This window comes from Paraburkholderia sp. 22099, from assembly GCF_052045835.1.
Lineage (GTDB): Bacteria > Pseudomonadota > Gammaproteobacteria > Burkholderiales > Burkholderiaceae > Paraburkholderia > Paraburkholderia terricola.
On the sequence record NZ_JBQEPU010000002.1, the window covers coordinates 303,344 to 326,011 of the forward strand.

Annotated in this window: 22 protein-coding genes; 10 read left to right on the forward strand and 12 right to left on the reverse strand. The window is 64.9% G+C overall.

The features are described from left to right. Positions 1-27 precede the first annotated feature (27 nt). The 9 genes from ACTJLC_RS03665 to mpl form a co-directional block, all read right to left on the reverse strand. The gene (locus tag ACTJLC_RS03665) at positions 28-804 is read right to left on the reverse strand and encodes an SDR family oxidoreductase (RefSeq protein WP_440843260.1); all 777 of its coding nucleotides are present in this window, start codon (positions 802-804) and stop codon (positions 28-30) included. Further along, entirely contained in the window at positions 801-1,481 is a 681-nt protein-coding gene (locus ACTJLC_RS03670) for a 2-dehydro-3-deoxy-6-phosphogalactonate aldolase (protein ID WP_440843261.1), read from the reverse strand. Before ACTJLC_RS03670 ends, ACTJLC_RS03665 begins: the two co-directional genes overlap by 4 nt. Positions 1,482-1,517: 36 nt before the next feature. Further along, positions 1,518-2,585 (reverse strand): 2-dehydro-3-deoxygalactonokinase, encoded by a 1,068-nt coding sequence (locus ACTJLC_RS03675; protein ID WP_440843262.1) that lies wholly within the window; start codon positions 2,583-2,585, stop codon positions 1,518-1,520. Continuing rightward, positions 2,582-3,652 (reverse strand): IclR family transcriptional regulator, encoded by a 1,071-nt coding sequence (locus ACTJLC_RS03680; RefSeq protein ID WP_310120942.1) that lies wholly within the window; start codon positions 3,650-3,652, stop codon positions 2,582-2,584. Before ACTJLC_RS03680 ends, ACTJLC_RS03675 begins: the two co-directional genes overlap by 4 nt. A 1,443-nt stretch (positions 3,653-5,095) precedes the next feature. Continuing rightward, a complete protein-coding gene (mtgA, locus tag ACTJLC_RS03685) occupies positions 5,096-5,818 on the reverse strand; it encodes a monofunctional biosynthetic peptidoglycan transglycosylase (protein WP_440843263.1) in 723 nt (240 codons plus the stop codon). A gap of 49 nt (positions 5,819-5,867) precedes the next feature. Continuing rightward, positions 5,868-6,731 (reverse strand): shikimate dehydrogenase, encoded by an 864-nt coding sequence (gene aroE / locus ACTJLC_RS03690; protein WP_073431235.1) that lies wholly within the window; start codon positions 6,729-6,731, stop codon positions 5,868-5,870. Further along, positions 6,728-8,842 (reverse strand): ribonuclease catalytic domain-containing protein, encoded by a 2,115-nt coding sequence (locus ACTJLC_RS03695; protein WP_440843264.1) that lies wholly within the window; start codon positions 8,840-8,842, stop codon positions 6,728-6,730. Before ACTJLC_RS03695 ends, aroE begins: the two co-directional genes overlap by 4 nt. Before the next feature lie 186 nt (positions 8,843-9,028). Beyond that, positions 9,029-9,631, reverse strand: coding sequence for a YqiA/YcfP family alpha/beta fold hydrolase (locus ACTJLC_RS03700; RefSeq protein ID WP_073431237.1), 603 nt, complete (start codon positions 9,629-9,631; stop codon positions 9,029-9,031). Continuing rightward, the gene (gene mpl, locus ACTJLC_RS03705) at positions 9,628-11,022 is read right to left on the reverse strand and encodes a UDP-N-acetylmuramate:L-alanyl-gamma-D-glutamyl-meso-diaminopimelate ligase (RefSeq protein ID WP_440843265.1); all 1,395 of its coding nucleotides are present in this window, start codon (positions 11,020-11,022) and stop codon (positions 9,628-9,630) included. The genes ACTJLC_RS03700 and mpl overlap by 4 nt, the downstream gene beginning before the upstream one ends. 194 nt (positions 11,023-11,216) lie before the next feature. On the opposite strand from mpl, the gene ACTJLC_RS03710 reads away from it, so the two are divergent. From ACTJLC_RS03710 to ACTJLC_RS03755, 10 genes are all read left to right on the forward strand, one after another. Next, on the forward strand, positions 11,217-11,858 hold the full coding sequence (locus ACTJLC_RS03710; protein ID WP_440843266.1) for a UDP-N-acetylmuramate--alanine ligase: 642 nt from the start codon (positions 11,217-11,219) through the stop codon (positions 11,856-11,858). A gap of 17 nt (positions 11,859-11,875) precedes the next feature. Beyond that, positions 11,876-12,427, forward strand: a complete 552-nt coding sequence (locus tag ACTJLC_RS03715; RefSeq protein WP_440843267.1) for a TlpA family protein disulfide reductase — start codon at positions 11,876-11,878, stop codon at positions 12,425-12,427. A 194-nt stretch (positions 12,428-12,621) separates the two neighbouring features. Continuing rightward, on the forward strand, positions 12,622-13,077 hold the full coding sequence (gene aroQ / locus ACTJLC_RS03720) for a type II 3-dehydroquinate dehydratase (protein ID WP_073431241.1): 456 nt from the start codon (positions 12,622-12,624) through the stop codon (positions 13,075-13,077). 70 nt (positions 13,078-13,147) lie between these two features. Beyond that, positions 13,148-13,609 (forward strand): acetyl-CoA carboxylase biotin carboxyl carrier protein, encoded by a 462-nt coding sequence (accB, locus tag ACTJLC_RS03725; protein WP_073431242.1) that lies wholly within the window; start codon positions 13,148-13,150, stop codon positions 13,607-13,609. Between the two features lie 117 nt (positions 13,610-13,726). Further along, complete coding sequence (accC, locus tag ACTJLC_RS03730; RefSeq protein ID WP_020071265.1) at positions 13,727-15,094, forward strand: acetyl-CoA carboxylase biotin carboxylase subunit; 1,368 nt, start codon at positions 13,727-13,729, stop codon at positions 15,092-15,094. Positions 15,095-15,097: 3 nt separating this feature from the next. Continuing rightward, positions 15,098-16,000 (forward strand): 50S ribosomal protein L11 methyltransferase, encoded by a 903-nt coding sequence (gene prmA, locus ACTJLC_RS03735; RefSeq protein ID WP_154874335.1) that lies wholly within the window; start codon positions 15,098-15,100, stop codon positions 15,998-16,000. 49 nt (positions 16,001-16,049) lie between these two features. Continuing rightward, entirely contained in the window at positions 16,050-17,315 is a 1,266-nt protein-coding gene (locus tag ACTJLC_RS03740) for a zinc-ribbon and DUF3426 domain-containing protein (RefSeq protein WP_440843268.1), read from the forward strand. A 73-nt stretch (positions 17,316-17,388) separates the two neighbouring features. Further along, the gene (gene tpx / locus ACTJLC_RS03745; protein ID WP_073431245.1) at positions 17,389-17,889 is read left to right on the forward strand and encodes a thiol peroxidase; all 501 of its coding nucleotides are present in this window, start codon (positions 17,389-17,391) and stop codon (positions 17,887-17,889) included. A gap of 96 nt (positions 17,890-17,985) precedes the next feature. Further along, complete coding sequence (locus tag ACTJLC_RS03750) at positions 17,986-18,924, forward strand: carbohydrate kinase family protein (protein WP_154874339.1); 939 nt, start codon at positions 17,986-17,988, stop codon at positions 18,922-18,924. A 25-nt stretch (positions 18,925-18,949) separates the two neighbouring features. Beyond that, positions 18,950-19,426 (forward strand): glycine zipper 2TM domain-containing protein, encoded by a 477-nt coding sequence (locus ACTJLC_RS03755; protein WP_073431247.1) that lies wholly within the window; start codon positions 18,950-18,952, stop codon positions 19,424-19,426. A 276-nt stretch (positions 19,427-19,702) separates the two neighbouring features. Here the strand turns inward: ACTJLC_RS03755 and ACTJLC_RS03760 are convergent, their stop codons facing one another. The 3 genes from ACTJLC_RS03760 to ACTJLC_RS03770 all read right to left on the reverse strand — a co-directional run bounded on the left by ACTJLC_RS03760 (position 19,703) and on the right by ACTJLC_RS03770 (position 22,006). Continuing rightward, a complete protein-coding gene (locus ACTJLC_RS03760; protein ID WP_073431248.1) occupies positions 19,703-20,329 on the reverse strand; it encodes a histone H1-like DNA-binding protein in 627 nt (208 codons plus the stop codon). A 30-nt stretch (positions 20,330-20,359) separates the two neighbouring features. Further along, positions 20,360-20,686 (reverse strand): hypothetical protein, encoded by a 327-nt coding sequence (locus ACTJLC_RS03765; RefSeq protein WP_073431249.1) that lies wholly within the window; start codon positions 20,684-20,686, stop codon positions 20,360-20,362. 87 nt (positions 20,687-20,773) lie between these two features. Beyond that, positions 20,774-22,006 (reverse strand): ribonucleotide-diphosphate reductase subunit beta, encoded by a 1,233-nt coding sequence (locus ACTJLC_RS03770; protein ID WP_440843269.1) that lies wholly within the window; start codon positions 22,004-22,006, stop codon positions 20,774-20,776. Positions 22,007-22,668: the final 662 nt, after the last annotated feature.

Genomic DNA, 22,668 nt, shown 5'->3' on the forward strand with positions numbered 1-22,668 from the left:
TTCAGTTGCGTGCGGCCACCGCCGCGTTCAGTCGTGATACAGCGCCGAGCGGCCGCCATCCACGGTGATGCACGTGGCGTTGATGAACGGCGCTTCGTCGGAGGCGAGAAACACCGCCGTCATCGCCACTTCTTCCGGGCGGCCGATGCGTTTCATCGGCTGCAGCGCGAGCGTCGCCTGTTGCGCCGCGGCCGGATCGGCTTGTTCGTTCCACCAGTCGTGCGTCAGTTGCGTTTCGATGTAGCCCGGCGCGATCGCGTTGACGCGCACGTTGCGCGGCGCGTACTCGATACCCAGCGCGCGCGTCAGACCGATCACACCGTGCTTCGCCACCGGATACGGAAAACAGCCGGGGATGATCTTGAACGCATGCGTCGAGGCGATGTTCACGATGCTGCCCGAGCCGCGCTCCACCATGCCCGGCAACACCGCGCGGCAGCCGTTCCACACGCCGTCGAGGTCGACCGCGAAGCAGCGGCGCCAGTCGTCTTCCGTCATGGTCAGCGGGTCGCAGAACACGTTGATGCCGGCGTTGTTCACCAGCACGTCGGGCGCGCCGAACGCCTGTTCGGCCTCGCTCACCGCCTGCCGCACCGAAGCCGCTTGCGTGACGTCGGTCTCGACCGCCAGCACGCGCGAGCCGGTTTCCGACTCGATCCGCTGCGCCGTCTGCCGCGCGGTTTCCAGATTCAGTTCCGCCAGCACGACCGCCGCGCCCTCGCGCGCGAAGGCGAGCGCGATCGCCGCGCCGATGCCGCGCCCGGCGCCCGTGATCAACGCGACCTTTCCGGCGAGCCGATTCATTTCTTCGCGCCTGCGCGGGCGATGCGCAAACCGTTGACGAACGCCTTCGCGTGCGAAGCGGTCACGGCCGCGCTCTGACCCGGCTTGTACAGCGCCGAGCCGAGGCCGAAGCCGTTCGCGCCCGCGCTGAGAAACGGTCCCATGTTGTCCGGCGTGATGCCGCCGACCGGCACCAGCGGCACCTGCGCCGCGATCACCGCGCGCCAGGCCTTCACCACCTGGCAGCCGAGCTGTTCGGCGGGGAACATCTTCAGCACGTCCGCGCCGTTCTTCAGCGCGATGAAGGCTTCGTTCGGCGTGGCGACGCCCGGCGCGCATGCGAGACCTTGCGCCTTCGCGGCGATGACCACATCGGGATCGCTGTGCGGCATGACGATCAGTTCGCCGCCCGCCGACTTCACGTCGTTGACGAAACTCGGATGCAGCACCGTGCCCGCGCCGACGATCGCGTCGGCCGGCAACGCCTTGCGGATCGCGGCGATGCTGTCGAACGGCTGCGGCGAATTCAACGGCACCTCGACGATGCGAAAGCCCGCCTCGTACAGCGCCTGGCCGTGGTCGGCCGCATCGGCGGGCGTCACGCCGCGCATGATCGCGATCAGCGGACACACCTCGAACGCCGCGATCAGACCCGCGTGCGGCATGTAGGGAGCGGGCAGATTGATGTGAGGTTGCATGTCGGTTCCTTGTTTCGTGGACGGCGGCGCTGCCGGTTATCCGGCTCGCGCCGCCTGAGGCGCCGGATTGACGAGCCCCGCCTGCGAGGCGACGCGCCACAGGCCGCGCTCGGTGGCGTGCTTCACCAGTTCCGCCTGCGTGCAGCCGTAGAGCGCCAGCGCGAGCCGATAGCGCTCGCACAGCGCCTCATTGCCGATCAGACGCAGGCTCTCCCCGGCGAGCGAGTTGTGCTGTTGCCTGAGCACGGCCTCGAGGCCGGCCAGCTCGTGCCCGATCAGCAACCCCGACAGATAGTCGGGCTGCTGCTCGCGCGTCAGTTGTCCGGTGAGACCGAGCGTGCGGGCGCTGAAGATCGTCGCGAGCACGCCTGCCTGACCTTTTTCGCGGGCGATGCTCACGCCGTGCAGGAACGCCTCGGTATCGGGACGGTCCGGCGTGACCATCGTGCGGCCGAGGATCGTGTGCTCGCGCAATGCCGCGAACACTTCGCCGGTCATGAAGGTTTGAAAACGTTCGATGCGGCCCGCCTGCACCACCGCCCATTTGGCGTGCGTGCCGGGCAGGCCGATCAGCGCGCGCCTGCGGGTCCCGGCGGAATCACCGTCATCGCCGTCGTCGCCGAGCGCGCCGAAGATCTGCGTTTCCTCGCCGCGCATCACGTTGGGCAGCTCGCCGCGTTGCAGGACGCCCGGCACGATATGCAGCGTCGCGCCGCACGCCGCCTTCACGCGGACGATGCCGGCCACCAGCGCGTCGGCGCTCGCCGGCGCATCGACATAGGGCGCTTCCATCCAGCCTTGCGCGCTGCCGACCATGCCCGCCGCGATCACCGGCAGCGCCGATGCGTGTTCGAGCCAGGGGCCACAGGTGTCGTCGAATGCCGCGTCGAAGCCGCCTTGCTCGGCGCTGCGCGGCAGATTCATGATGCCGGCCGTCGACGCGCGCGTCGCCAGCACCTTGCCCGCCGCGTCGAACAGATACGCGCGCAGCGAGGTCGTGCCCCAGTCGAGCGCGATCAGGGCGGCGCGGCCGTTGGCGTTGGCCTCGGCGGCGCCTGCCGCGACGTGGTTGGCTGCCGGCGTGGGAGAACCCGCTTGCTTCATCGTTTGATCCTGCGGGTTGCCGGTTGAGGTGCGCGCCAACCGAGTTCCTCCGAGATCGCGCGCGCTTCGCGCTGCACGACCGGAATCAGCTCGTCCATGCGTTCGAGCGACATATACGGAATGGTGCTCGCCACCGACAGCGCCGCCACCACCGCGCCCGACGCATCGCGCACGGGCGCCGCCACGCAGCGGATCGACGCCTCGTTTTCCTCGAGGTCGAAGGTGTAGCCGCCGGCCGCGTAGTTGGTCATGCGCTGCATGAAGGTCTGCGCGTCGGGCCGGTTGTCCGGCTTGAAGCTGACGCCGGCGAGCGCGCGCCGCGATGCCTCGAACAGCGACTGCCAGAGCTCCGGCCCGAGGTCGAGCATCATCGCCTTGCCGATTCCCGTCGACGCGAGCGGCATGCGGTGACCGACGCGCGAGCGCATTTCCAGACCACGGGTGCCGGGAATCTTGTCGATGTACAGGACGTCGTCGCCATCGCGCACGCCGAGGTGAATCGTGTCAAGCGTCTGCTCCGCGAGCGATTCGAGATGCGGTCGCGCGACCGCGGTGAGCGGCATCTGTTCGAGTGCGATGGTGCCGAGTTCGATCAGCTTCGGGCCGAGCAGATACCCGCCTTGCACCTGCCGCAGATAGCGCGCCTGCACGAGGCTGCTCACCAGCCGATGCGTGGTGCTGCGGGTCGTGCCGAGCGCGGCGCCGAAGGTGCGCAGATCGCGCACGCCGGCGGCGGCCGCTTCCAGAATCGCCAAGCCGCGCAGGAGCGTTTGGGTGCCGGCTTGCTGCGGGGTGATGTCCAGCAGCGTGCTGGGCAACCCGATTTCGTTGACGACGGCCGGTTGCGCGACGGGGCGCGGGGCTTTCGCGGCGGCGGTCGGCTGCGGCTGTGATTGCGGCTGCGGCGCGGCGGCGGTCGGCTGCGGCCGTGATTGCGGCTGCGGCGCGGCGGCGGTCGGCTGCGGCTGTGATTGCGGCTGCGGCGCAGCGCTGCTCGCGTGGTCGGCTTGCGGAGCCAGATCGGCTTCGGACGCGCTCGCGGCGTGAGTGGGCATCGCTTTGTTCATGGCGATTCGCTTTTCGGTGGTTTTTTGCGCTTACAGCGCGGGGCCGGAGAGACGGCCTTCTGTGCTCGCCGTGCGGCGGGCGCGGGGGTGCTGCCTTTGAGTCTTAGGCATGGTTTGGCTTTGTCTCCGGTTTTCTTTTGCTGTCGCTGTTTCCTGCGGTCAGGTTCGTGGTTTTTTCTGACCTGCGGTGCGGCTTTTCTGACCTGCGGTGCGTCTTGGGGTGGATTGTAGGGCGGTTTTTGAGAAAGCTCCAATATGTGAGTGTTGGATTCAGATAATGGGATTTTTGGTTGCCGTGGGCTTTTGGGTTTGGTGGCCTTTCCTTGCTGGCTTAGTGGTCTATTAGCGTTGCCCCTGTGCGGGGCGGCACCTACTTTCTTTGCCGCCGCAAAGAAAGTAGGCAAAGAAAGCGGCTCACACCGCCAGCTTTGAAGCGGGTCCCCTGGCTTGGAGGGCGCAGTGGTGCATCTGGAATCCGTGTTCTCGCGCACTCCGCGTTCGTGACAAGGCAGTCATACTTCCCGCCTCGCGCTGCGCGCTCGCCGGAAACGGCGCGCACGGAAACCAGCGGTTTCATTGGGCGCGGTTGGGGCCATCGGCTTCGCCTCGGCGAGACGCCGAAAACGCGCGGTTGTTTTGAAGGATGCCGCTGGAGGCAACGCGCCAAGTGCCGACCAAGATGCCGGTTGGGGTGCCGGATGCCGGGTGCCGGGTGCCGGGTGCCGGGCGTTCGGCGTAGGCGTGGGCGTGGGCGTAGGCGTGGGCGTAGGCCTAGGCCGTGGCCGTGGCCGTGGCCGTGGGCCGTAAGCCGTGGGCCGTGGGCCGTGGGCCGTGGACCGTGGACCGTGGACCGTGGGGCGCGCGGCTCGAGGTTCCGGGTTCGGGGTTCGAGGTTCCGGGTTCGGGGTTCGGGGTTCGGGGTTCGGGGTTCGGGGTTCGGGGTTCGGGGTTCGGGGTTCGGGGTTCGGGGCTCGGGGCTCGGGGGCTCGGGGGCTCGGGGCGTGGCCCCACCCGGCGGGCCGGGCCGCTAACAGTCTGGTGAGCTACCGACGCTCGGCAAGCCAGTGAGCGGTGAAGTGGCGCGTGGCGCGTGCAGTGCTAAACGCGTGGAGATGTACTGCTGGGCGCAGAAGCCGCCTGCGGTTTGATGAAGTACCGCGACGGCGCGCGCAGCGTCGCCGGAAGAATGACTGCTGTGTCACGAGCGCGGAGTGCGCGAGAACACCGATTCCAGATGCACCACTGCCCCCTCCAAGCCAGGAGACCCGCTTCAAAGCTGGCGGTTTGAGCCGCTTTCTTTGCCTACTTTCTTTGCGGCGGCAAAGAAAGTAGGTGCCGCCCCGCACAGGGGCAACCCCAATAGACCACTAACAAATCAAGCAAAGGCCAACAAACCAACTTCAAAAACCAAAAACCAAACCCGCCGACCAGGCAAAAAAAACCTCAATTGGGCAATTCCGCCGCCCCCATCCTCCGAGCAATGACCCTCGCGCGCTGCGCCAAATACCCTGACCCGCGATGCTCATCAAAATACCTGGGCTGCGGCAGCATCACCGCCAACCGCGCCGACTGCCCCGCGCTCAACTTGCTAGCGGACGTCTTGTAGTAATAGCGTGCCGCCGCCTCAGCCCCATAAACCCCATTCCCCCATTCAACGGAGTTGAGATAGATCTCAAAGATGCGCTCCTTGTCCATCAGGCTCTCGAGCATCCACGTAATGATCAACTCCTGTCCCTTGCGGATATAACTCTTCTCCCGAGACAAAAACAGATTCCGCGCCAATTGCTGCGTGATAGTCGACCCGCCGCGAACGATCTTGCCCTTGGCCTTATTCCGCTCCCAAGCCTGCAAGATGGCGTCCGTCTCATAGCCGTTGTTGCTGGCGAAATTCGCGTCCTCCGAAGCGATGATCGCGCGCTTCAGATTGCGCGAAATCTGGTCATACGGCACCCACGTATGCTGCATCGAAAGATCCGGCCGTTCCCGCGACAACCGCCACGCGTCCGAGCGCATGAAAGCCGTCGAGCGCGGATTCACGTAATTCCACACCGCGATCTGCGCGAAGTAAAACGCCTGCGTCACGAACCACGCAATCGCCAGCACGGCGCCCAGATAAAACATCCATCGCACCGGACCTGGCCGGCTCGCGCGCCGCGTTGCTGTCATCGGGGTCTCGGTCCTGGAGTCGGTGAATGCCGCGAGATGAAGCGCCGCTCTACGCGTGCGACGGCGCCGTCAACAGCGCACGCAATTCGGCCAGCACCGGCGCGCCGTCGGGCCGCACGCCGCGCCATACGTAAAACGATTCGGCAGCCTGCTCGACCAGCATGCCGAGACCGTCGGCGCCGCGAGCGCCAAGTTTGCGCGCGTGTTCGATGAACACCGTCGGATGCGCGCCGTACATCATGTCGTAGGCGAGCGTGCCGCTGCCGAACGCGCGGTCGTCGCACTCGGGCAACGACGCCTCCAGACTGCCCGCCGTCGCGTTGACGATCACGTCGTACGCGCCGGCTTCGATCGCCCGCGCGCTGCCGCCGCTCAAACGGCACGCGGCGTCGCGCGCGGCTTGCGCGAACTGATCGACGAGCGCCTCGGCCTTCTCCGCCGTGCGATTGACAATGGTCAGCGTGTGCGGCGCGCGCTCCAGCATCGGCAGCACTACGCCGCGCGCGGCGCCGCCCGCGCCCAGCAACAGGATGCGCGCGCCCTTCAACGGCACGCCGAGATTCACCTCGATGTCGCGCACCAGTCCAAAACCGTCCGTGTTGTCGCCGTAAATACCGCTCGAATCGACGCGCAAGGTGTTCACCGCGCCCGCCGCCGCCGCGCGCGGCGACAACACATCGGCGAACGCATGCGCGTCGAGCTTGAATGGCACGGTCACGTTCAGGCCGCGTCCGCCTGCGTCGATAAACGCGCGCACATGCGGCACGAAGGCATCCACCGGCGCGAGCAAATGGCTGTATTCGATCGGCTCGCCGGTCTGCGCGGCAAACCGGCCATGAATGAACGGCGATTTGCTGTGAGCGACCGGATTGCCGATCACCGCATAACGGTCGCGCGACGGGTTGGCGTTCATCGTCCCGGCTCCGTCACGTGCTGCTGGTCGGCTGACGCGTCGTTTGCGCCATCGCCGTTCCCGGCGTCGCTCTGTGTGGCCGCGTCGCCGTCGAGGTTGGCTTCGGCTTGCGCCTCGGCTTCGCCTTCGGCGCTTGCATCGGCGGCGTCGATGATTTCGTCCTCGCCGTCATCCGCTTCCTCGACCTCGCCACCGCTCGTCACGGTCGGCGCGTCGAGCACATGCAGCAGACGCACGGACGCTTCGACGGTCAGTTCGTCGAGCGACATCACTTCCATCAGCAAGCGCGTGCCGCGTGCGTGCACGCCGAGGCCCGGCACGTGCAGCAGCAACGGAATTTCCTCGAGGCGCACCAGATCGCCCTTCACCACCGACGCCACTACCTGCTTCCTGTTCTCCTGCTTCAGCCAGCGCAGGCACCAGAAGTACTCCATGCGGCGCTGGTGATCGGCGTACGCGGTGTAGGTGTCGTCGAAACCTTGCACGACCGCGAACAGATCGGCGTCTTTCGGCTTGAACGGCGCGGCCAGCTTCGCGGTCACGCCATGCTGCACGCAGGCGATCAGTTGCCACTGATTCACCAGGTCGACGTAGCGGCGCAGCGGCGAGGTGCTCCACGCGTATTGCGTGACGCCGAGGCCCTCGTGCGGCGCGGCCGAGGTCTGCATGCGGGTGCGCTTGGGGCCGGTCGGCGCGCCGAATGCGCGCTGCGTGCGATAGATGCCGGGCACGCCGTGATCGTGCAAAAACGCGCCCCATGACGAGTTGGCGAGAATCGCCAGTTCCGCGACGATCGTGTCGAGCGGCGAACCGCGCCGGCGCGGCGTGATCGTGATGTGCTCGCCTTCCACGTAGAAGTTGAAGTCGGTATTGCGCTGCACTTCGCGGCGCAGGCCGTAACCGGCGCGCGCGGTCTGTCGTTTCTCGAACAGCGCCTGCGCGAACGGCCACAGCACGGCGATGTCTTCCTTGTGCGGATAGTCGCCGGTGCCGGCGGCAAGCGCCTCTTCGGTGACGAGTTCGTCGAGCGTGTTGTGACGCAAGTTGTTCTTCACGAACACGCGCTCGGCGCGCGTTTCGCTCGCGACGATTTCCTGCGTCTCGCGATTGACAATCACATACAGCGAAAGCGCCGGCCGCAAGCCGCCTTCGGCGAGCGTAAACGCTTCGACGACGCTGTCGGGCAGCATCGTGATCTTGTCGCCCGGCATGTAGACGGTGGACAAGCGCGTGCGCGCGATCGCATCGACCTCGTCGCCGCGCTGAATGCCGAGCGCCGGCGCGGCGATGTGCACGCCGATCCGCACGCGGCCGTCCGCCAGATGCTCGACGGAGAATGCGTCGTCGATTTCCGTGGTGGTGATGTCGTCGATCGAGAACGCCTCGACGTCGGCTTCCGGCAAATCCTCCGGCAACGCGCCGACCTGGACCGGCGGGAAACCGGTGCCGTGCGGGAAAAACTCCGACAGAAATTTGGCCTCGTGCAGCGCGCGCGCCGACGCAATGCCGCCGCATTCGAGCATCAGGCGCGCCTGCGAAATACCGCGCGCCGCCGCGGCGCCCTCGAGCGCCTTGTATTCGATCGTGTTCTTGTCGGGCCGCGTAAGCAACGCGAGCGCCTTGCTGCCGGTGAACGCTTCGGGCAGACGGCCGGCCTTCAGCTCTTCCTCGTAGCCCGCCTGCACGAGCGCCTGCTGACGCTTGCGCTCAAGGCCGGCGAGCGCCATTTTCAGTTGCTCCTCGGGCGCGCGCTGATACATGCCACGGCCCTTGCGGCGGAAGTACACGGGCGCGCCGTGCATGCGCAGCACCAGCGCCGCGCGCTCGATCGGGCCGAAGCTTTCGCCGAAATACTCCGCGCCGAGCGCGGCGAACGGGAATTCGTCGTCAGGCGCGCATTCCCACAGGAAATCCAGATCGATGTCCTGCGCGGCGGCGTCGGCCTGCTGCATCAGTTCGGCCGCGCTCGGCTTGTCGAATTCGATCAACACGTCTTTCGCGCGCACCTTGGCGCGCCGGCCGCCCGGCAACTCGACCTGAAACGCATCGCCCTGGCGCGACAGCACGCTGCCCGCCTTGAAACTGCCCGATTCCTCGAAGAAAACGTTCACTCAATACTCTCGTTCTGACTTGCATCTGCCGGCGCATCCGATCTGATTTCAGCGATCGGTCGACTGCGTGCGCGGCGCGGCAACGTGTTCGTGGTAGTGGATCCGCGGCGCGATACGCGCGCGCCGGCGGGTTGAATCCGATATTCGGCGGCCCGATGATCACCGGACCGCCGGATTTGCGTGACTTCAGGCCGCTTCGCGCGGTGCCGGCGGCTCGACGTCTTCGGCGTCGCAAAAGGCCAGCACGTCGTCGACATATTGCGCAAACTCGCTGATCGCGTGGTCGCTTCCTTCGATCAGCGTAGTGCGTGCGCCGGGATAGTGCGCGAGCATTTCGCGGTAATCGAGCACCTCGTCGCCGGTGGCGGCCAGCAAATAATAGCGTTCGGGCCGCGTGATCGACGCCACGCCGAGCGCGCGCAACTCATCCAAGTGATGCGGCTCGACAACGATGCTGCCGCCGCCGTGCCACAACGGCTGCTCGCCGAGATAGGCGCTCAGATCGCGCTGCGGCACGACCGCGGGGTTCAGCAAGACGGCGGGCCAGCCGTGTTTCTCCGCGAGATACGTGGCGAAATAGCCGCCGAGCGAACTGCCGATCAGCGTGACATGGTCGGGTTTCGCGGCAGCCACCAGCGATTCGGCGAGCGCGACCGTCTCGAGCGGCGAGACCGGCAGCATGGGGCAGCACCATTCGTCGCCGCGGCCCAGTTCGACGAGACGCGCCGCCAGCACGCGCGCCTTGAACGAATTGGGCGACGAGCGGAAACCGTGCAGATAAAGGATCACGAAGCGCCTCGCGCTGAAAGTGCGTCGAGCAGCTTCTGATGCACGCCGCCGAAGCCGCCGTTGCTCATCACCAGAATCTGGTCGCCGGGGCGCGCCGCGTGGACCACCGCTTTCACCAGCGCGTCGAGATTGTCGAAGGCCTGCGCCTTGCCGCCGAGCGGCGCGAGCGCTTCGCCGAGGTTCCAGCCGAGCGCGTCGCGACCGGACGGCGCGCCGTAGCCGAATACGAGGTCGGCGTCGGCAAGACTGGCCGGCAACTGCGCTTTCATCACGCCGAGCTTCATGGTGTTCGAGCGCGGCTCCAGCACCGCGAGAATCCGCGTGTTGTCGCGGCCGACGCGGGCGCGCAGACCGGCCACCGTGGTGTCGATCGCGGTGGGGTGATGCGCGAAGTCGTCGTAGACGGTCACGCCGTCGACGCTGCCGCGCACTTCCATGCGGCGCTTCACATTCCGAAAACTCGCCAGCGATTTCGCGGCTTGCGCCGGCGGCACGCCGACATGGCGCGCGGCGGCGATCGCGGCCAGCGCGTTCATGCGGTTGTGCTCGCCCTGCACCTGCCACTCGACCACGCCGACGCGCTCGCCGTTGTGATACACGGCGAAACGCTCGTCGACGGGCACGCCGTCTTCCGCAGGCAGGGTTTCCCAGCCGCCCTGCACGCCGAAACGCTCCACCTCGCTCCAGCAACCGCGGGTCAGCACCCGTTCGAGCGCGTCCTCGCGACCGTTCGTCACGACGCGGCCGATGCCCGGCACCGTGCGGATCAGGTGGTGGAACTGCGTTTCGATCGCCGCCAGATCCGGGAAGATGTCGGCATGATCGAATTCGAGGTTGTTCAGGATCGCGGTTTTCGGCCGGTAGTGAACAAACTTCGAGCGTTTGTCGAAGAACGCGGTGTCGTACTCGTCGGCTTCGATCACGAAGAAGCTCGAATCGGTCAAGCGCGCCGACACGCCGAAGTTGAGCGGCACGCCGCCGATCAGGAAACCGGGATTGAGGCCCGCGTCTTCGAGCAGCCAGGTCAGCATCGAGCTGGTGGTGGTCTTGCCATGCGTGCCGGCCACCGCCAGCACCCACTTGCCGTTCAGCACGTGCTCGCCGAGCCACTGCGGACCGGACACATACGGCAGGCCGCGGTCGAGGATCGCTTCCATCAGCGGGTTGCCGCGCGAGACCACATTGCCGATCACGAACAGATCGGCGTTCAGGCCGTTCAATTGGTCCGCGTCGTAACCTTCGATCAGCCGAATGCCTTGCGCCTCGAGCTGCGTGCTCATGGGCGGATAGACGCCGGCGTCGCAGCCCGTCACGGTGTGACCCGCGCCGCGCGCGAGAACCGCGAGACCGCCCATGAACGTGCCGCAGATGCCGAGGATGTGGATGTGCATAAGCCTGTCGTGCCGCGCGGGCGTTTTTGCGAGGGATGGGATGCAGCGAAGCGGCCGGAACGACCGTCCGCAAAGGACGCTATTGTAACCGACCGCTTCCCTCCGCCCCACGGGCGCGCGCCCGCGCCGGCCGTCGAAAGGCCGGCGGCGGCTAGCCGGAAAGGCCTGTCATCAATCTCTAGTATGATTCAGAGATGGCCCGCAAATCACACTTCGATCCGCAGCGCGTGCGCGAGGAAATCGCCATCGCGGCTGCCCGGCTGATCGCCGAAGACGGTCTCGACTACGCCACGGCCAAGCGTAAGGCGGCGCGCCAGGTAGTCGGAGAGAGCCGTGTTGCCGGCGAATGGCTGCCGGATAACGACCAGATCGAGGAAGAAATCCGCGAATACCAGGCGCTCTTCCAGGGCGACAGCCAGCCGGCCCTGCTGAGGCGGCTGCGCCATATCGCGGTGGACTGGATGGAGCGGCTAGCGCCGTTCAACCCCTACCTGACTGGCGCCGTGCTCGGCGGCACGGCCGGCGAACACTCGGATATCCACCTTCAGGTGTTCTGCGACAACCCGAAGGAAGTCGCGATCTACTTTCTAAACACCAATATTCAGTACGACGTCTCGGAAACGCGGCATTTCGCCGGACGCGGCTACGTCGAAACATTGAGCTTCATGTGGCGCCCACCCGATGAAGGGCGCGATGAGCCGGTCGGCATCCACGTCGCCTTATACGAAACCGACGATCTGCGCGGCGCCGTGCGCGCCGACGCGCGCGGCCGCACTGCCCGCGCCAATCTTCAAGCGGTCCAGACACTGCTCCAGAGTAGCGACATCCCTTCCTGACCCAAGACAGACGCAACATGAACATAAGACGTATCGTGGCCGGCGCGCTAGTCGCTATCGTGGCGGCCGGAGGCGGCGTGCTCGCCAATCATTGGCTGAACGGCAACGATGCCCAACTTTCGCAGTCTGCGCAGTCGAAACCCGGCGAGAGCGCCGTCACTCAGTTATGGAGCGCGCCCGTGACCGACGCGACGGGCAAGCCGCAATCGCTGGCCTTGTTCAAAGGGCAGCCGATCGTCGTCAACTTCTGGGCTTCCTGGTGCGGACCCTGCGTCGAGGAAATGCCGGCTCTTTCGCAGCTTCAGCGCGAATATGCGGAGAAAGGGATCCGCTTCGTCGGACTTGGCGTGGATTCGGAGAAGAACGTCCAGGCCTTCTTGCAGAAGGTCCAGGTCGCCTACCCCGTCTATGTGACGGGGTTCGGCGGCGCCGATCTCGCTCGCGCGTTCGGCAACACGGCGGGAGGCCTGCCCTTCACCGTCGTCATCGACGCGCAGGGCAACGTGCGGTCGTCAAAATTAGGACAAATCGACCCGCAGGCGCTGAAACAGACGCTTGACGCCCTCTAAAACTTACATTCCTTTAACACTCGGATAATCGCTGAAGGCGCTCATTTCGCCGAAAATCGCGCATTTTTGGCGGAAGTTGGCAGGCCCGCGCGATGATACGGCCGCTTGGGGACCGGGGCGTATATCGGCGAAACTAGACAAGTTTCTCTAATCAGCGCTAAAGTGCGCCCAATTCCACGGAAAAAGAAGCGACCATGACGCGACTGCTGGTACTGCACGGACCGAACCTCAACCTTCTCGGCACCCGGGAACCCGAGGTCTATGGTCGCGTGACCTTGCCGCAGATCGATCAGGCGCTGGCGGACCGCGCAGCGGACGCCGGCGTCGAACTGGCCTCGTTCCAGAGCAACCACGAAGGCGCGCTGGTCGACCGCATCCAATCCGCCCGGACTGAACACACCGATTTCATCCTGATCAATCCCGCCGCGTACACGCACACGAGCGTGGCCATTCGGGACGCACTGGCGGGGGTCGGCATCCCGTTCGTCGAGATTCACCTGTCGAACGTGCATCGCCGCGAACCGTTCCGGCATCACTCGTATTTCTCCGACCAGGCTGAGGGCGTGATTTGCGGCCTCGGCTGGAAGGGATACCTATACGGGCTCGAATTCGCGCTCGACCGGCTCGCCGCCGGTTCATCGCGCGGCTGATTTCCAAACACATCTAATTTGCGCCGGCCGCACACGCGCCCGGCACTTCACGTATTAAAAGGGGCTCCTGATGGATCTACGTAAACTAAAAACTCTGATCGACCTCGTCTCGGAGTCCGGTATCTCCGAACTCGAAGTGACCGAGGGCGAAGGCAAGGTGCGCATCGTCAAGAATGCGCCGCCGGTTTACGTGCAGCCGTCCGCCTCGTACGCACCGCAATACGCGCAGCCCGCGCCGCCCGCCGGCGAAGCGCCCGCCGCGGCGGCTCCGGCCATTCCCGCAGCGGCCGCGCCGCAAGGCCACGTGGTGACCTCGCCGATGGTCGGCACGTTCTACCGCGCGCCGTCGCCGGGCGCCGATCCGTTCGTCCAGGTGGGCGATACGGTCAAGGAAGGCCAGACGATCTGCATCATCGAAGCGATGAAGCTGCTCAACGAAATCGAGTCGGACGCGTCCGGCGTGGTCAAGGAAATCCTCGTCGAAAACGGCCAGGCGGTCGAATACGGCCAACCGCTGTTCGTGGTCGGCTGACGCGGCACGCACTGCGCTCGCCGCCCGCGCGCCCGCTGTTCGAGGCGCGCGACCGATCCTCTGAGGCAGCCTGTGTCGTGAACGACCGGGCGCCCATTGATGAGTCGAAAACCCGCTATGTTTGAAAAAATCCTCATTGCCAACCGTGGCGAGATCGCGCTTCGTATCCAGCGCGCCTGTCGCGAACTCGGCGTCAAGACGGTCGTCGTCTATTCGGAAGCCGACAAGGAAGCCAAGTACGTGAAGCTCGCCGACGAGGCGGTCTGTATCGGCCCGGCGCCTTCGAATCTCAGCTACCTGAACATGCCGGCGCTGATCAGCGCAGCCGAAGTCACCGACGCCGAAGCGATTCACCCCGGCTACGGCTTCCTGTCGGAGAACGCCGACTTCGCCGAGCGTGTCGAGCAGTCCGGTTTCACCTTCATCGGCCCGCGCCCCGAAACCATCCGCATGATGGGCGACAAGGTCACGGCGAAGCAAACCATGATCAAGACCGGCGTGCCCTGCGTGCCGGGTTCTGAAGGCGCGTTGCCGGAAGATCCGAAAGAGATCGTGAAAATTGCCCGCCAGGTCGGCTATCCGGTCATCATCAAGGCCGCCGGCGGCGGCGGTGGCCGCGGCATGCGCGTGGTCCACACGGAAGCGGCGCTCGTCAACGCGGTCAACATGACGCGCGAGGAAGCCGGCCGTGCGTTCGGCAACCCGCAGGTCTACATGGAGAAATTCCTGGAGAACCCGCGGCACATCGAAATCCAGGTGCTGTCGGATTCGTTCAAGAACGCCGTATGGCTAGGCGAGCGCGATTGCTCGATGCAGCGCCGTCACCAGAAGGTGATCGAGGAAGCGCCGGCGCCGGGCATCGCGCGGCGCCTGATCGACCGCATCGGCGATCGTTGCGCGGACGCCTGCAAGAAGATGGGCTATCTTGGCGCGGGTACGTTCGAGTTCCTGTACGAAAACGGCGAGTTCTACTTCATCGAAATGAACACGCGGGTGCAGGTCGAGCATCCGGTGACCGAACTGATCACCGGCGTGGACATCGTGCAGGAACAGATCCGTATCGCGGCCGGCGAAAAACTCGCGTTCCGTCAGCGCGACATCGTGTTCAAGGGTCACGCGATCGAATGCCGGATCAACGCGGAAGATCCGTTCAAGTTCATTCCGTCGCCGGGACGTTTGACGTCGTGGCACATGCCGGGCGGTCCCGGCATCCGCGTCGATTCGCATGCGTACAACGGCTATTTCGTGCCGCCGAACTATGATTCGATGATCGGCAAGCTGATCGCTTACGGCGCGACGCGCGAGCAGGCGATCAAGCGGATGCGCATCGCGTTGTCGGAAATGGTGGTGGAAGGCATTCAGACCAACATCCCCCTGCACCGCGAGTTGATGCTGGATGCGAAGTTCGTCGAGGGCGGCACCAGCATCCATTACCTCGAAAACCGCCTGGCCGCGAAGCTGCAAGCCGCGCCGGAAGAAGCATAAGCCATGAGCTACCGGGAACTGATCGCCGAGCTGCCACGCGAGCAAGCGGAGGAATTCTCCGACGCGCTGCTCGAGTTGGGCGCGCTGTCCGTATCGGTCGAGGATGCGGACGCCGACACGCCCGACGAACAGCCGCTGTTCGGCGAACCCGGTCTCACGCCGGATCGCTCGGCATGGCAGCGTTCGCGCGTGATCGCGCTGCTCGCGCCGGAACACGAGCCGGCGGTGCTGCTCACGGCCGCGGCGAACCAGTTGGGTTTGTCCCCGGCGCCGGCGTTCACCGTGCGCGAGGTCGAGGAACAGGATTGGGTGCGGCTCACGCAGTCGCAATTCGATCCGATTCCGATCGGCCAACGTATCTGGGTCGTGCCGTCGTGGCACGACGCGCCGGACCCCGAAGCACTCGTGCTGGAACTCGATCCGGGCCTCGCGTTCGGCACGGGCAGCCATCCCACCACGCGTCTGTGCATGGAATGGCTGGAGCAGTCGGTCGAGCCGGGGCAGTCCGTGCTCGACTACGGCTGCGGCTCGGGCATCCTCGCGATTCTCGCGAAGAAGTGCGGCGCCGATCCGGTGTACGGCATCGACATCGATCCGCAAGCGGTCGAGTCGGCCCGTCACAACAGCGAACGCAACCGCGCGGACGTCACCTACGGCCTGCCTGACGAATGTCCCACCGGCGAGTTCGATATCGTGGTCGCCAATATCCTGTCGAATCCGCTCAAGCTGATGGCCTCGATGCTCTCGTCGAAGGTGAAGCCGGGTGGCCGGATCGCGCTGTCGGGCATCCTCGCGCGGCAAGCGGACGAAGTGGCGCAGGTCTACGCGCGATGGATCGACATCGGCGTATGGCGCGAGCACGAAGGCTGGGTATGCCTAACGGGAACGCGCCGCGAAAGCCTTTAGAATAAGGGGTATTGTCCAACCACCGGCCTCCCCGGCTTATCGGCCCAATATGCTCCTGGCAACGCGCTGTCCCTTCTGCGAAACCGTTTTCCGCCTGCAACCGGCGCAGCTCGCGCTGCGTCGCGGCCTCGTGCGTTGCGGCAATTGCAATGAAGTCTTCGACGCGTCCAGCAGCCTGTTCGACATCACCGAAGGCGGAGACTTTTCCTCTGCCAAGCCGGTCGCCGCCGCCGCGGCGATCGAGGCGCTCTCCGGCGTGCGCCCCGAGCGGCTCGATTTCCGCGCGAGCAACTGGGACCCTCACGCGCCCTTTCTGGACGCCAAGGTCAACAACGGCCTGCCGTATGACGGGGGCAACGTGCCGCGTATGGCGGCTCTCGCCGGCGCGGCCGCGCCGCATCATCACGTCACGGATGAACCGGAATTTCCGGCCGGCGCTTTCACCGCGCCGACGGCCGCCGACGACGAACCTATCCTCGCCGACGCGCCACTCGACCCCTTCGCCTACCCGGCCGAGCCGCCGGCGGCAGATGCGCCGCGCGTCTGGCACAAGACCGAGCGCGCGCCTGAACCTCCCGTCGAAGAACCGCTTGCCGGAGAGCCGGCTTTCTTTCGCGGCATCCCCGACAACGAGCCGCGTTTCGGCGCGAGCGGTGCCGGCGCGGCCGGCTTCGGTGCCGCCGATCCCGGAGCGGCGAGCGGCTTCGGCACGGCCGGTTCAGCGCCGAGGGGGCCCGCCGCTGCTGCCAGCGGCGAACCGTTCTCCGTCCATCCGGTGAACGACGGCGTCGATCCGTTCCCCGTGGTGCGTGAAACGCGTCCCGCCGAACCGCGCCGTGTCGGCTGGATCATCGTCGGGTCGGTGCTGGCTGTGCTGTTGATCGTCGCGCTCCTCGCGCAACTCGCCTGGTGGCAGCGCGAAACCGTGCAGGTCTATTTCCCGAGTTCGCAAGCGCTCTACGTGAAGGCCTGCGCGCAACTCGGCTGCCAGGTGACGCCGCCGCACGACATCGACGGCTTGCAGGTCGAGCCGTCCGATCTGCGGCAGATCGACGGTCCGCACAAGCTCGAACTGAAGATGCCGCTGCGCAACCGCTTCAATGTCGCGTTGGCCTACCCGGCCATCGAACTCACGCTGCTCGACGATCAGAACAACGTGGCCATGCGCCGCGTACTGTGGCCGCAAGACTACGTCGCGCCCGGCACGCCGATCGCGGCCGGTCTGCCCGCGCACACCACGCAAACCATGATCGTGCGCCTCGACACGGGCAATGCGGTCGCTTCCAATTTCCGCGTACAGATTTTTTATCCGTAACGCATCCTCGCGCGCCCGGCTTCGACCGGGCGCGTTCACCGTCATTCCTGACGACTTTTCGGAGCACGACAACATGAGTCAAGTTACGCTGGGCGGCAACCCGATCGAAGTGGCCGGTACCTTTCCGTCGGTGGGCCAGAACGCCCCCGCCTTCTCGCTGGTCGGCAAGGATCTGAAGCCGGTCTCGCTCGCCGATTTCGCCGGCAAGCGCAAGGTGCTGAACATCGTGCCGAGTCTCGACACGCCGACCTGCGCCACCTCCACCCGCAAGTTCAACGAAGCGGCCGCCAAGCTGAGCAACACGGCGGTGATCGTGGTGTCGGGCGACCTGCCGTTCGCCGCATCGCGCTTCTGCACGACGGAAGGCATCGAGAACGTCGTCACGGCCTCCACGTTCCGCGGCCATGAGTTCGCGCAAGCCTACGGTGTCGACGTGACGAGCGGCCCGCTCGCGGGTCTGACGGCGCGCGCCGTGGTGGTGATCGACGAGAACGACAAGGTCGTGCACGCCGAACTGGTCGGCGAGATCAAGAACGAACCGAACTACGATGCAGCACTCGCCGCGCTGAAGTAAAAACCTTCGCGCACGAACTCCGGCGCCGCGCTTCGTGCGCGGCGCTGTCACATCGTCGCGCCTTTCTCTTCGTTGATTTTTACAGGAACGCTCGCCTTGGCTACGCTGATTTGCGGCTCGCTCGCCTACGACAACATCATGACCTTCGAGGGCCGTTTCCGGGAGCACATCCTGCCGGAGCAGGTCCACATCCTGAACGTGAGTTTTCTCGTGCCGACGATGCGCCGCGAGTTCGGCGGCTGCGCGGGCAACATCGCCTACTCGCTGAATCTGCTGGGCGGCGACGCGCGCATCATGGGCACGCTCGGCTCGGTGGATGGGCAACTCTACATGGACCGTTTCACGCAACTCGGCCTGTCGACGGAACACGTGCTGATGGTGCCCGACACCTATTCGGCGCAGGCGATGATCACCACCGACCTGGAAAACAATCAGATCACCGCGTTCCATCCCGGCGCGATGATGCAGTCGCATCTGAATCGCGCCGGCGAAGCGCCGGGCATCACGCTCGCCATCGTCGCGCCCGATGGCTACGACGGCATGGTCCAGCACTCGGAGCATCTGGCCGCGGCCGGCGTGCCGTTCATCTTCGATCCGGGCCAAGGTTTGCCGCTGTTCGACGGCCCGTCGCTGCGGCGCATGATTGAACTTGCTACTTATGTAGCTGTCAACGATTACGAAGCCAAACTGGTGAGCAACAAGACGGGCTGGTCGATCGAAGAAATGGCCGGCAAGGTCGAGGCGCTGATCGTCACGCTCGGCGAACACGGTGCGCAGATTCATCACGCCGGCGGCGTCGAAGATATTCCGGCGGTCAAGGCACGGCAAGTGCTCGATCCCACAGGGTGCGGAGACGCATTCCGCGGCGGTTTGCTGTACGGCATCGAGAACAAGCTTGGCTGGGCCACCACCGGCCGTCTCGCGAGCCTGATGGGCGCGCTGAAGATCGAACACCAGGGCCCGCAAAACTACGCGCCCACTCGGGCGGAGATCAACGAACGGTTCGAGCAGGCGTTCGGATACGGCCTGCGGTAATACCGAGAGCTATTGGAGTTAGGGAATGAAAACAATGAGTCGCCTGGTGGTGGTCGCCTTGATCGCCGGTTCACTGGCCATGTCGGGGTGCGCATACAACAGCAGTTCCGCCGACGTCTACACCGCGTCGCAAGCGCAGCGTGAGGAAACGGTTCGCATGGGTACGGTCGACAGCGTCCGCGCGGTGAAGATCAGCTCGAACAACGGCCAGCCGAGCGGCTTGGGCGCGATCGGCGGCGGTGCCTTGGGCGCGGTGGCCGGCAGCGCGCTCGGCGGCGGCCGCGGCTCGATCGTGACGGGCATCATCGGCGGGCTGGCCGGTGCGGTGGCGGGCAATTCGGTCGAGAACGGCGTTGCCGTGCGCGACGGTCTCGAGATCACCGTGCGGCTCGATAACGGCGACATGCGCGCGATCACGCAAAGCGCCACCGGCGAGATCTTCCGCGCCGGCGACCGCGTGCGGCTCCTCTCCAGCGGCGGCGTCACGCGCGTCACGCACTAGTTTCCCCTCTCGCGCGGCAGCGCTTTACGCGCCACCGCGGCGACCTCACACGCATGCCCTCCCCTGTGCATGCGTTTTTTTTCGCCTGTCGATTGCATGCGGCATGAGATCCGCGAGCGAATCCTGGCATTGCTCGCACGCGGCGCAAAAAAAATCCCGTCGCCGGAAACCCGGCAACGGGACCCTGACCGAGTAGCGCTCGATCACACTGCGTTAAGCGCTACTCGATCATCGGACACATCATGCGACGTGTCGAAGTGCTTCTGCTTCTACCGCTTACGGACGGCTGCCCGTCGGGAACGGCCATGCCGCTGCCGGGTTCAGCGCGGTCTTCACCGTCGCCGCCGGTGCGCTCGAGACAGTAGTCGCAGCGGGTGCAGGCGCAGCCTTCTTGGCGACAGCCTTCTTCGCAGGCGCGGCCTTCTTGGCAGGAGCAGCGGCCTTCTTCGCGGCAGCCTTCTTGGCAGGCGCAGCCTTTTTAGCAGGCGCGGCCTTCTTGGCAGCAGCCTTCTTGGCGGGCGCAGCCTTCTTGGCAGCAGCCTTCTTAGCCGGTGCGGCCTTCTTTGCCGCAGCCTTCTTCGCCGGCGCCTTCTTTGCCGCAACCTTCTTTGCTGCAACCTTCTTCACAGCGGCCTTCTTCGCCGGCGCTGCCTTCTTGGCCGGCGCCTTCTTCGCTGCAACCTTCTTCACAGCGGCTTTCTTGGCGGCAACCTTCTTGGCCGGAGCAGCTTTCTTCGCTGCAACCTTCTTAGCCGGTGCCTTCTTCGCTGCAACCTTCTTCACAGCGACTTTCTTCGCCGCTACTTTCTTTGCCGGTGCGGCCTTCTTAGCCGGAGCAGCTTTCTTTGCTGCAACCTTCTTCGCTGCGGGCTTCTTAGCTGCGGCTTTTTTTGCAGTTGCCATCATTTTCTCCTTCAGGTTTTCAGATGAGAGTCAGTTCAAACTACACCCTTCGTCAAAACCCGCTTCCCGCGGACGCTTCTCAAGGCGCGCGCTACGAAGCGGGCTATTCATCGGCGTACGCAGGTGCTGCGCGCTTACGCTAATGAATGCGGTAAGGCGCGCCGTGCCCTTGGGCACCGCGCGCCAAATCTGGTCGGCACTGGATTCCAGCGCCGGCAATTGCTTGATCGAGCCGCCGGCGATCACGCCAACGGCTTTTTCCGGGGGGAAGTTTGCCCATCCCACTGAAGGGTTCGCAAAGTGCCGGTCATGTTCGTGGGCCGCGAAGGCACGCGGCGCACTGGGCACGCTTTGCATCAGGCGATTAAGCTCCTAAACATAAGTGCCGCGGCCTTGGGCCCACGGCATCCCCATCGATGAATACATCTGCGGCTCGAACCCGGATCACTCCCAGGTCAGCGCGCCGCCTGTTTGATATTCGATCACTCGCGTCTCGAAGAAGTTGCGTTCCTTCTTCAGGTCGATCATCTCGCTCATCCACGGGAACGGGTTTTCCTCGTTCGGATACAGCGGATCGAGACCGATCTGCTGGCAACGACGGTTGCAGATGAAGCGAAGATAGCTCTTGAACATCGACGCATTGAGGCCGAGCACCCCGCGCGGCATCGTGTCTTCCGCGTAACGATATTCAAGTTCGACCGCTTGCTGGAAGATCTCGCGGATTTCCGCGCGGAACGCAGCCGTCCAGAGTTGCGGGTTTTCGAGTTTGATCTGGTTGATCAGGTCGATGCCGAAGTTGCAGTGCATCGACTCGTCGCGCAGGATGTATTGGTACTGTTCCGCCGCGCCGGTCATCTTGTTCTGGCGGCCGAGCGCCAGGATTTGCGTAAAGCCGACGTAGAAGAACAGACCTTCCATCACACAGGCGAACACGATCAGCGAGCGCAGCAGCGTCTGGTCCGCTTCGAGCGTGCCGGTCTTGAAGGCCGGGTCGGTCAGCGTGTGGATGAACGGAATCAGGAATTCGTCTTTCGCGCGGATCGAGGCAACCTCGTGATACGCGTTGAAGATTTCGCCCTCGTCGAGGCCCAGCGATTCGACGATGTACTGGTAAGCGTGCGTGTGGATCGCCTCTTCGAACGCCTGGCGCAGCAGGAACTGGCGGCATTCGGGCGCCGTGATGTGGCGGTAGGTGCCCAGCACGATGTTGTTGGCGGCGAGGGAATCCGCCGTCACGAAGAAGCCCAGGTTGCGCTTGACGATGCGGCGCTCGTCTTCGGTCAGCCCGTTCGGGTCTTTCCAGAGGGCGATGTCGCGCGACATGTTCACTTCTTGCGGCATCCAGTGGTTGGCGCAACCAGCCAGATACTTTTCCCAGGCCCACTTGTATTTGAACGGCACCAACTGATTGACGTCGGTCTGGCCGTTGATGATGCGCTTGTCGGCGACATTGACCCGCGCTTCGGAAGCGGCAGCCGTTCCGGCAGCGCAAGGAGCGGAAGCAACGGGAGCGACAGCGATGTCGTTCGCGAAGATGTCTTGAGCCGAGGGAGCGTGAGGAGCGGAACGCGTTCCGACTTGCGAACCGACAGCCGATCCCGCAGCGTTGCGCAACACGTTCTGTTGCGTAGCGCTCGAGGGAGTTACGGCAGTGATCTCGTCATCCCAGTTGAGCATAAATGTCACCATCAATTTAGAACGGTTTGTACCATCTTTTCACGAGCGATAAAAGCCTTCGCCGATGAAAAATCCTGTTTTCGATTCGCGTTGCTACGTTCATACAACACTTTGTTCGACACTGTGTGTGCGTCGCCTCATGTGAAGCGTGTTGAACGTGTGTCGTCGAGGTGCTTCGCGAGCTCGAAGAGCAACGTATCGAAGCCTCGTTTCGCTGCTCTATCTATCTGTATCGCGGAGTGTGCGTGGAGCATGTTGCGTTGCTGACTGCTGCCTCGCTCGCGGCTTCTGCATTTACCCGCGTTTGCCATTTCGTCAGTGGCGGCGAGGTGAAGTTCAATGCAAGGTCGAGCGATGCATCTGGCCGGCTGCGTTGCCTTGGCCTCATCGATCGAAGCGTTTGCCGAGCGCACTGTGCCGCGCGCTTCGTTGGTGCCGCCGACTGCCGACTGCCGATCTACCGCTTCACGGCCTCAGTCGCTTGCCGTGCTTCGCTGCTTTCGATGAACGACGCGGCTTCGATCTCAACCACCGCGCCGCTCATCTCATTCGCTTCTGCTTCACTTCCACCAGGTTCGCTGCTCGCTGCATGCGGGTCTGCATGCGGGTCATTACCTACACCCGTCAGCAAACAACGATCCTGCTATCCGCTTCGTGCTTGC

Bases quoted from the DNA above. Each gene is read 5' to 3' on its own strand.
- ACTJLC_RS03665 (WP_440843260.1), bottom strand. From the start codon at position 804: ATGAATCGGCTCGCCGGAAAGGTCGCGTTGATCACGGGCGCCGGGCGC.
- ACTJLC_RS03670 (WP_440843261.1), bottom strand. From the start codon at position 1,481: ATGCAACCTCACATCAATCTGCCCGCTCCCTACATGCCGCACGCGGGT.
- ACTJLC_RS03675 (WP_440843262.1), bottom strand. From the start codon at position 2,585: ATGAAGCAAGCGGGTTCTCCCACGCCGGCAGCCAACCACGTCGCGGCA.
- ACTJLC_RS03680 (WP_310120942.1), bottom strand. From the start codon at position 3,652: ATGAACAAAGCGATGCCCACTCACGCCGCGAGCGCGTCCGAAGCCGAT.
- mtgA (WP_440843263.1), bottom strand. From the start codon at position 5,818: ATGACAGCAACGCGGCGCGCGAGCCGGCCAGGTCCGGTGCGATGGATG.
- aroE (WP_073431235.1), bottom strand. From the start codon at position 6,731: ATGAACGCCAACCCGTCGCGCGACCGTTATGCGGTGATCGGCAATCCG.
- mpl (WP_440843265.1), bottom strand. From the start codon at position 11,022: ATGCACATCCACATCCTCGGCATCTGCGGCACGTTCATGGGCGGTCTC.
- ACTJLC_RS03710 (WP_440843266.1), top strand. From the start codon at position 11,217: ATGGCCCGCAAATCACACTTCGATCCGCAGCGCGTGCGCGAGGAAATC.
- ACTJLC_RS03715 (WP_440843267.1), top strand. From the start codon at position 11,876: ATGAACATAAGACGTATCGTGGCCGGCGCGCTAGTCGCTATCGTGGCG.
- aroQ (WP_073431241.1), top strand. From the start codon at position 12,622: ATGACGCGACTGCTGGTACTGCACGGACCGAACCTCAACCTTCTCGGC.
- accB (WP_073431242.1), top strand. From the start codon at position 13,148: ATGGATCTACGTAAACTAAAAACTCTGATCGACCTCGTCTCGGAGTCC.
- accC (WP_020071265.1), top strand. From the start codon at position 13,727: ATGTTTGAAAAAATCCTCATTGCCAACCGTGGCGAGATCGCGCTTCGT.
- prmA (WP_154874335.1), top strand. From the start codon at position 15,098: ATGAGCTACCGGGAACTGATCGCCGAGCTGCCACGCGAGCAAGCGGAG.
- ACTJLC_RS03740 (WP_440843268.1), top strand. From the start codon at position 16,050: ATGCTCCTGGCAACGCGCTGTCCCTTCTGCGAAACCGTTTTCCGCCTG.
- tpx (WP_073431245.1), top strand. From the start codon at position 17,389: ATGAGTCAAGTTACGCTGGGCGGCAACCCGATCGAAGTGGCCGGTACC.
- ACTJLC_RS03755 (WP_073431247.1), top strand. From the start codon at position 18,950: ATGAAAACAATGAGTCGCCTGGTGGTGGTCGCCTTGATCGCCGGTTCA.
- ACTJLC_RS03760 (WP_073431248.1), bottom strand. From the start codon at position 20,329: ATGGCAACTGCAAAAAAAGCCGCAGCTAAGAAGCCCGCAGCGAAGAAG.
- ACTJLC_RS03765 (WP_073431249.1), bottom strand. From the start codon at position 20,686: ATGCAAAGCGTGCCCAGTGCGCCGCGTGCCTTCGCGGCCCACGAACAT.
- ACTJLC_RS03770 (WP_440843269.1), bottom strand. From the start codon at position 22,006: ATGCTCAACTGGGATGACGAGATCACTGCCGTAACTCCCTCGAGCGCT.